The organism is Leisingera aquaemixtae (genome assembly GCF_001458395.1).
GTDB lineage: Bacteria > Pseudomonadota > Alphaproteobacteria > Rhodobacterales > Rhodobacteraceae > Leisingera > Leisingera aquaemixtae.
On the sequence record NZ_CYSR01000023.1, the window covers coordinates 1 to 7,129 of the forward strand.

Consider the following 7,129-nt stretch of genomic DNA (forward strand, 5'->3'; position numbering starts at 1 on the left):
CTCTATACGACCAAAACCCCGATCACTGCCGCTGATCTGCTGAATGATCGCGTCCTGCCATTCCACGATGAACACGACCTGCCGGTGCTGCGGATCATGACGGACCGGGGCACGGAATACTGCGGCCGGGCCGACAAGCACGACTACCAGCTCTTCCTGGCCATCAATGACATCGACCACACCAAGACCAAGGTGAAATCGCCCCAGACCAACGGCATCTGCGAGCGGTTCCACAAGACCATTTTGCAGGAGTTCTATCAGGTCGCGTTCCGCAAAAAGCTCTACGACAGCATCGGTGCGCTGCAAACGGACCTCGACGAATGGCTGCATAACTACAACCACCAACGCACTCATCAGGGCAAAATGTGTTGCGGCAGAACGCCGTTCCAGACCATGATTGAAGGCAAGCAGATCTGGAAGGAAAAGTTCGTGAACTGAACTTGGCCTGACAGACGCCGCCGGAAAAACGGCCAACTGTCAGATCACATCTGAACCACTACAGCTAAAACCACATGGCCATGCTTCAAACTTGCTGCTTACTGCCTTAGTGACTGCTTTCTCCTCTCTGCAATGCAGCAGTGGTTTCGTAGCGGCGCAGCAGGTTTGCATGCTGCGTGCGCGCGCAGAAGAAATTTGGCGCTTCCGCACTGGGGCTCACTGCCGCCATGCGGCAGTACAGCACCGAGAAACCAGCACCAGCCTGCCCCAGGCCGGTTGTGATCGGCTCAAGTCAGCCCGAAGCGGTCATAGACTTGGGGTGACGCGGCAAGGATACTGCCGGTGCAAAATTTTCGGGCCATCTCACCGAAAGCGGGCACTCACCGAACCCGCGAGCTACTGCCAATGCTGCGGACCGCTCCAGGGGGCGAGATGCGCAGGAAGCTGCCGCTGCAAACTCGGCCGTCTGACGTAGCCGTCCGAGGTTTTGTGCTACGGTACAGCCCGCCGTTTCTGCCGTTCGCTGCGGCCGCGAGGTTCTGGAACTGGTGAACTTACACAGTGCGGGACAGTGCTGGCATTCTTCGCAAAGCTTTCAATGTCTGCGTCTGCCGAGGCCAGCAAAATGGCATTTCATTCTTGGTTCAGGCGCGGGCGGCGTTAACCTTAAACCGTTCTGCAAGTTAAACGGTGTCTTATACTCTCATTCCAAGTACTTTTTAACTATCTTTCTCATCAGAGGTGGAGGGCCCGCCAAACCTGTGCTGCCTCCAGACAAAGAAACCGTATTAGGGTTTCCACTTCCTGCAAAGTCAACAAACTCTGGATGTTTTCCCTCCATTATCTCTAGCAATTGTGAGCATTCTTGAAGTCGATTGGTTGCAAATTCATCGATATAGTCGAAATTCACAATATCTAGAGTCGTGAATTGTGATCTGTCCTCGGATCCCCGCCAGTGTACACGAGTTTTCACCACTTCTCTTACAAAGGTATCGGTTCCACTTTCGTTTAGTCCTGCTTCAAACAGCTTCCCTTGGACTACAATAATTGGGAAGACTAAGACACACGCCGTCGGCAAGCCATCCTTGCTTTCGTAGGGTCGATTATTTTCCTCTGCGATGTTTACCGCGCTTCCGGATACTGCGCGGACGGCATCGAAAAACTGGTCTTTTCCCGATGAAAACGCTTGCCGACCTCCGAAACATGGCTCGTCGGGGCTTTTGAACAAATCCATAGATCTGATGAGACTGCTACCGCACATAGACCAAATCATGGCAGACCCATAGTCATTCCCTATTGACTGGGCTGCACACGCGGAGTGAGCGATGTGGTGATTTCTGCTTACAAAATTTACCCAGGGCTTATTTACAGAATACTTGCATTCGATCACATTGACTGCCCGAAATAAGAATTCGTCCTTCACCCTGGTCAGACTTGCCTTGACATCAATTTCCCTGGGCGATGTACCTTTTGAGTTCCTTGAATACTCGCCTTGGCTGACACGGAAACCAGCTTCCCCGAATCTACTAGCGGTCTTAAATTCAAGTGGATAGCCTTCGCTCTGCAACCAGCTTGCAACCTTGTCATGAATACTGTGCTCTGGGTGCGTGTCGCTCATTACAGTCGATCCAAACTAAATTTCTAACTTCATCCACATAGTGGACATTGGTATGGGGCGCAGCATCCGTCAAATTAGCGCTCACTGCCGCCATGCGGCGGTACAGCACCGGAAATCCAGCACCAGCCTGCCCCAGGCCAGTTGTGATCGGCTCAAGCCAGTTGTTAGCGTGACCCGTACCAATCAGTCGTTATGCGTTGCCAACAACGAACTTGTACTTCTTCGCTTCATTCTCCATCCCGTTCAACTGCAACTCGTTCAACGCTAGATCAAAAGCACGACGGTAATGGTGGCCATGTCGCAATGCGCGATAGAAGGCTCTAGTGAATGCAATGGCGGCTTCGTCGCCTATAGCTATGGAACAGCCAATCACTGCTTTTACATGATCTTTTACTTGCGTGGCGATGCTCTCCGAGAAGCAAGCGTTCAAGACGAGGCACTGAACACTGTCGCTGAGCTTAATCAGTCCTTCGACTGCGGCTGCCGATACGTCAGCAACGTTGCCGTTCTTGTCCTCGAAACAAAGTATACCAGTGGCTCCATGGCCGCTGAAATGGAGGACGTCCGGTGCGTTGTTCATGACTTCCATTTGCACTTGATCGGTCCTCACAGCCCAAGCGTGCGTGACAATAATGTCTTGCTTAGGCTTTTCGACAAGTCTGATCTGTTCTTTGAGGTCGCGGGCCTCTTCATCCAGGCGGAGCGGATCACCTGCGTCTTTCGGTGATGCGCACATCATAAGAACGTTCACGATTGGCAATTTTTGCTTCTCCATTAGTCGGGCAGTCAAAGGATCGAGGTCGCCACCGAACATATCGAGTGTACCCTCCCGAAGGTCATTTGCTTTCAACTTTCCAAAAAGTGAGGTGCCCTCGGCCCCGAGATACAGGCGTTTCTTCAGCGTTTGGTCCGCTTCGAATAGCTCAAGCGCCTTATCTCCATACGGAACGCAGTCGGAGCCATATCGGGCGAAATGCTCGGCTAGCAATTCACGGACGCGAGAGCTTCCTTCAATGTCGTACCAGTCCAGCGTCACACCTTCTAGCCCGTCGTAATAGACCGACTGCAAGCCCTTTGCGAGACCTTCCCGCGCCTCGACCGTCGGCAGATAAGAACCCTTCCGTATGACTTCTTGGCGTTCCTTGAGGTCAGCGATCTTCTCCGCTCCAAGTTGAAGCATCTTGGCCTGCACATTCGAAGGCTCATTGTCGAGATTGGTGAAAGGAATTCCCAGGTCGCTGATGCTTAGTCCGACGTTTTCGATCACTGACCAGACAGAATACTGCTTCACGATCCTGTTGTCGTGCTGTCCTAAAGCCTTCACCAACTCCGCATTCGAGTGCTTGGGATGGAACATATTCTCGTAGGCTCTGTTCAAGCCCACGGTGATCAGTGCGAGTTTCAAGACCTCGTCGCCGGCTACATCAATAGCGATTTTGAACCCAGCAAGGTCGAGTTTGGACGGCGGTGTAATTTGTAGGGCAGCAAGTGTCTTGATTTCCGGTTGAATTGCCCCAAGCGCATCGCACTCGTCGAGTTGCCCCCCATAGAGCTTCGCAGCCGCTGCTACCGCAGCAGCAATGATCTCTGGGTCGCCCACCTGCTGCCGAAGCAGTCGTTCTACCGATAGTACCGAACCGGTTCGAGTTCCCATCTGCGCGATGCAGTTGAGACACCAACGCGTCACCTTGGGATCTTGCTGGGCGCTGAGAAGGCCATTGATCGTAATTTCGAGACCGTTTCGAATATCGGGCGCAAAGCGACCGCCGCTTCGGTATGTCCGAGCAATCTCTTGAAGCGCTACTTTCTTTCTGCGGTCGTCGCCGTTTTCTAGCTCGTACCGAATGAAAGCCGCTTTTTCAGGAGGGACGTTTTTGCTGCTCACTCTTCCGTCAACTCACGCGATGCAATTCTACGCAAGGTTGTCTTGCTCCAAGGCTCAAAATCGTCGATATTGTTAGGCTGGACTGACAGGTTTATCCAGCATGGATCGTTCAAAGATAACTTCCGTGTTGTGGGTTCAAACCAATCTGGGCATGTCCATTCGAGTACGACTAAGAGAACGGTGACGCCATCATCACCCTCGGCTTCGAATGTAAAAATGGGCGACGGCTTTGTTAAGTTTTCGTCCAGAAATGACTGTGACGACAAATCTAGATCTAGCAGCAAAACTCGTAAGGCATTTTCGGTCGCTCCATAGTCCTCCTGGGAGAAAAGTGACCTGTCACTAATGGTGACAGCTCCCGGGAAGCCAATAGTTTTTTTGTTTGCGAATGCCTCTCGGTCATCTCGGTATCTGCCTATTCTGTAAGAAAGTACTTCGTCATTTCTCCTTACGAGGGAAAATGTCCAAAGGGTGGCATATTCGGAGTCTCCAGATTGCGGCAGGTAGCGGACAGCTTCGTGCCTTTCTGCATCTGCGAGCATTTCTACCAAGTCGCAGCTATCCGAACCTTCACGCCACCTTTTCAAAAAGTCTCGACTGATCCCAAGCGCGTGCTCATTCTGTAAGTCGCGGGTCCGTCTTCGTGCCGGAAATATCTCTTTGAACTTTTCGGGAATGTTGGGGTCAGAGATCAATTCGCAAAGAAAGAATAACCCTGGCTCAGTCCTATAGAACAATGACGAGGACCGATGGTGGAGAATATCTTCACTCAAACGCGCTTGGAGGGTCTTATGCTGGGTTTTCCCTCGAAGGTGTTCAGGCACGATTTGCGCACGATAGGCCGCATTTAGGATGCCCTTCGCCGACATTGGCCGGCGAGACGCCCGAAGTACTTTGTGTGCGATGTCGAGATACGAGTCCACCCGGCCTACCTTTCAGGCTTAACTGTAGGTTGGTCGCTTAGACTACTCAACCTGAACCATGCAGCAAACAGTGGTTCGGCAGAAGCAAATGTTAGCTATTCCGCGTTGCAAGGCAGCAGGGCCGTGAGCTGATGAATGTCGGCTTAGGGCTGGCTTGAGCCGATCACAGCTGGCCTGGGGAGGCTTGTGCTGGTTTCTCGGTGCTGTGCCGCCGCATGGCGGCAGTGAGCCCGAAACTACGAAATGCTGCACTAGACAGTAATGGGAAGGAAGCTGCAGGTTTCTCGGACGCCACGCGCGACGTTTGAATGATGCGCGGCATTGCCTGGCGTCGGAGAAGCGCGCAAGCGGGAAATCGCGGTGTTGGAATTGGGCAGACCAGTTGGGTCTATGGGGATTTGAAGGGGTTGATTGCCTTGGTTATTGCTCTGCAGGTTGGCCCAAGCGCGCTCGTTGCAGGCAGCTTCGGTACGGATTCTGCGAGCTTTGATGGGCATGCGCCGCGTCTTGCGGGGGCCGACAACCTTCGCACCACTGCTATCCGGGTTGCAGGCATTCCGGCTTGGCCGCAAGCGGTAACGTGAGCAGCGGCAATTGGACTTCCGGTCTTTGGCGCGCGTGTCATGCAGCGGCCCTCGCTGCTCCTGGCGGCGCTCTGGGGTACCGTTCTGGCGCAATGGTTTCGGAGATGATCAACCGCCCGCCACAGCAGGGGCATGGCAGCGCGAGGACGCGGGCGGGTGCATCGGTGTCACCGGCCGTGCCGTCGTGCCCGAGATCCGGACCTGGCTGTCCGTTCCCGAGCAGTTCCCTGATCCTGGCGATATTGGCCGCACGGTTGCCATTCCCGAAGAAGCCGTAGTGGCGGATGCGATGCTGCCCCTTGGGCAGGACATGGATCAGGAAGCGCCGAATGAACTCGCCGGTCTTCAGGGTAATGGTGGTATGCCTCCCGGGACCGTTGACGCGGTAATCCTTGACCTTGAATGTCACGCTGTGTGCATCGAACCGGATCAGTCGGCTGTTTGAGATCGCGATCCTGTGCGTGTAGCGCGATAGGTACGCCAACACGGCTTTTGGCCCGGCGAACGGTTCCTTGGCATAGACGACCCAGTCGATCTTGCGCAGCGGTCGCAGGAAGGCGTTGAAGACCGCGCGATCGACGAGCTCGGCGTGATCGCCGAAGAACTGAAGCGTTCCGGCATCGTGCAGCCGGGCAAGTCCGTCCAGAATAAGCCGCCGGTACAGGCGGGACAGAACCCGGACGGACAAAAAGAAGTTCCTGCGGCAGTCGATCCACCGCGCCCCGTCCGCAGACAAGCCGCCGCCGGGCACGATCATGTGGACATGCGGGTGGTGCGTCATTGCTGAGCCCCAGGTGTGCAGCACGGACGTGATGCCGACCCGGGCGCCGAGGTGCTTGGGGTCGGCGGCGACCCGGATCACCGTATCCGCGCTCGCCCGCATAAGCAGGTTGTAGATCTCCCGCTTGTTGGTGCGCGCGATGTCGGCGATCGGCTTCGGTAGGGTGAAGACCAGATGGAAATACCGCACGGGCAGCAGTTCGGCCTCGCGCGCCGCCAGCCAGACCTTTGCCGCACCCGCCTGACATTTGGGACAATGGCGATTGCGGCAGGAATTATAGGCGATGTGTTCATGCCCGCAGTCTTCACACCGCGCGGCATGGCCGCCGAGCGCTGCCGTGCGGCAGCGCGTGATGGCGTGCATCACTTTCAACTGGTCGAGGCTGATATGGCCTGCATTGGCCGCCCGCCAGGCAGAACCATGGACCCGGAAGATATCCGCAACCTCCAGCTTCGGCCGGGACAACGCAGTCTATGAGGCGCCTTTCCTGCGCTTCGCCGCGGTCAGGCCGTCCAGCGGGCTCTCCACCGCCGAGATCATGCCGGTGGCAACGCTGGCATAGTGCGCCGTCGTGGTGAGTTTGGCATGCCCGAGCAGCGCCTGAATGATCCGGATATCCACGCCGCGTTCCAGCAGGTGCGTCGCGAAGCTGTGACGCAAGGTGTGCAGAGTGACCGGCTTGGTGATCCCGGCGGCCAGCACTGCCTGCTTGAACAGCCGCGAGATCTGTCTGGCCGAAAGATGCCGCCCGCAATAGCCGGGAAAGAGCGCGCGATCAGGCCCGGACACCCCCCTGTCGTTGACGGTCGGGCGTTCGGTCCACCAGACCCGCAACAGGCTCAGAATATCAACGGGCAGCATCACGTTGCGGTCCTTGCGTCCCTTCGACTGCACAATGCG

At 55.5% G+C, this 7,129-nt stretch carries 6 protein-coding genes; 1 reads left to right on the forward strand and 5 read right to left on the reverse strand.

Translation table 11 applies throughout. The annotated features are described in order from the left end of the window. On the forward strand, nucleotides 1–438 hold a 438-nt coding region (locus PHA8399_RS12170), incomplete at its 5' end, for an integrase core domain-containing protein (RefSeq protein WP_145977029.1). A 703-nt stretch (nucleotides 439–1,141) separates the two neighbouring features. Here the strand turns inward: PHA8399_RS12170 and PHA8399_RS22340 are convergent. The 5 genes from PHA8399_RS22340 to PHA8399_RS12185 form a co-directional block, all read right to left on the reverse strand. Then, nucleotides 1,142–2,056: a hypothetical protein gene (locus PHA8399_RS22340; protein WP_145977030.1), complete on the reverse strand. Its 915-nt coding sequence runs from the start codon at nucleotides 2,054–2,056 to the stop codon at nucleotides 1,142–1,144. A 190-nt stretch (nucleotides 2,057–2,246) separates the two neighbouring features. Next, complete coding sequence (locus tag PHA8399_RS12175) at nucleotides 2,247–3,941, reverse strand: CHAT domain-containing protein (RefSeq protein ID WP_058286428.1); 1,695 nt, start codon at nucleotides 3,939–3,941, stop codon at nucleotides 2,247–2,249. Further along, a complete protein-coding gene (locus PHA8399_RS22000; RefSeq protein ID WP_082649536.1) occupies nucleotides 3,938–4,864 on the reverse strand; it encodes an HTH domain-containing protein in 927 nt (308 codons plus the stop codon). Before PHA8399_RS22000 ends, PHA8399_RS12175 begins: the two co-directional genes overlap by 4 nt. A gap of 621 nt (nucleotides 4,865–5,485) precedes the next feature. Then, on the reverse strand, nucleotides 5,486–6,694 hold the full coding sequence (locus PHA8399_RS12180) for an IS91 family transposase (RefSeq protein WP_027236478.1): 1,209 nt from the start codon (nucleotides 6,692–6,694) through the stop codon (nucleotides 5,486–5,488). 6 nt (nucleotides 6,695–6,700) lie between these two features. Beyond that, the coding region (locus PHA8399_RS12185) for a tyrosine-type recombinase/integrase (protein ID WP_145977031.1) at nucleotides 6,701–7,129 on the reverse strand (429 nt) is incomplete at its 5' end.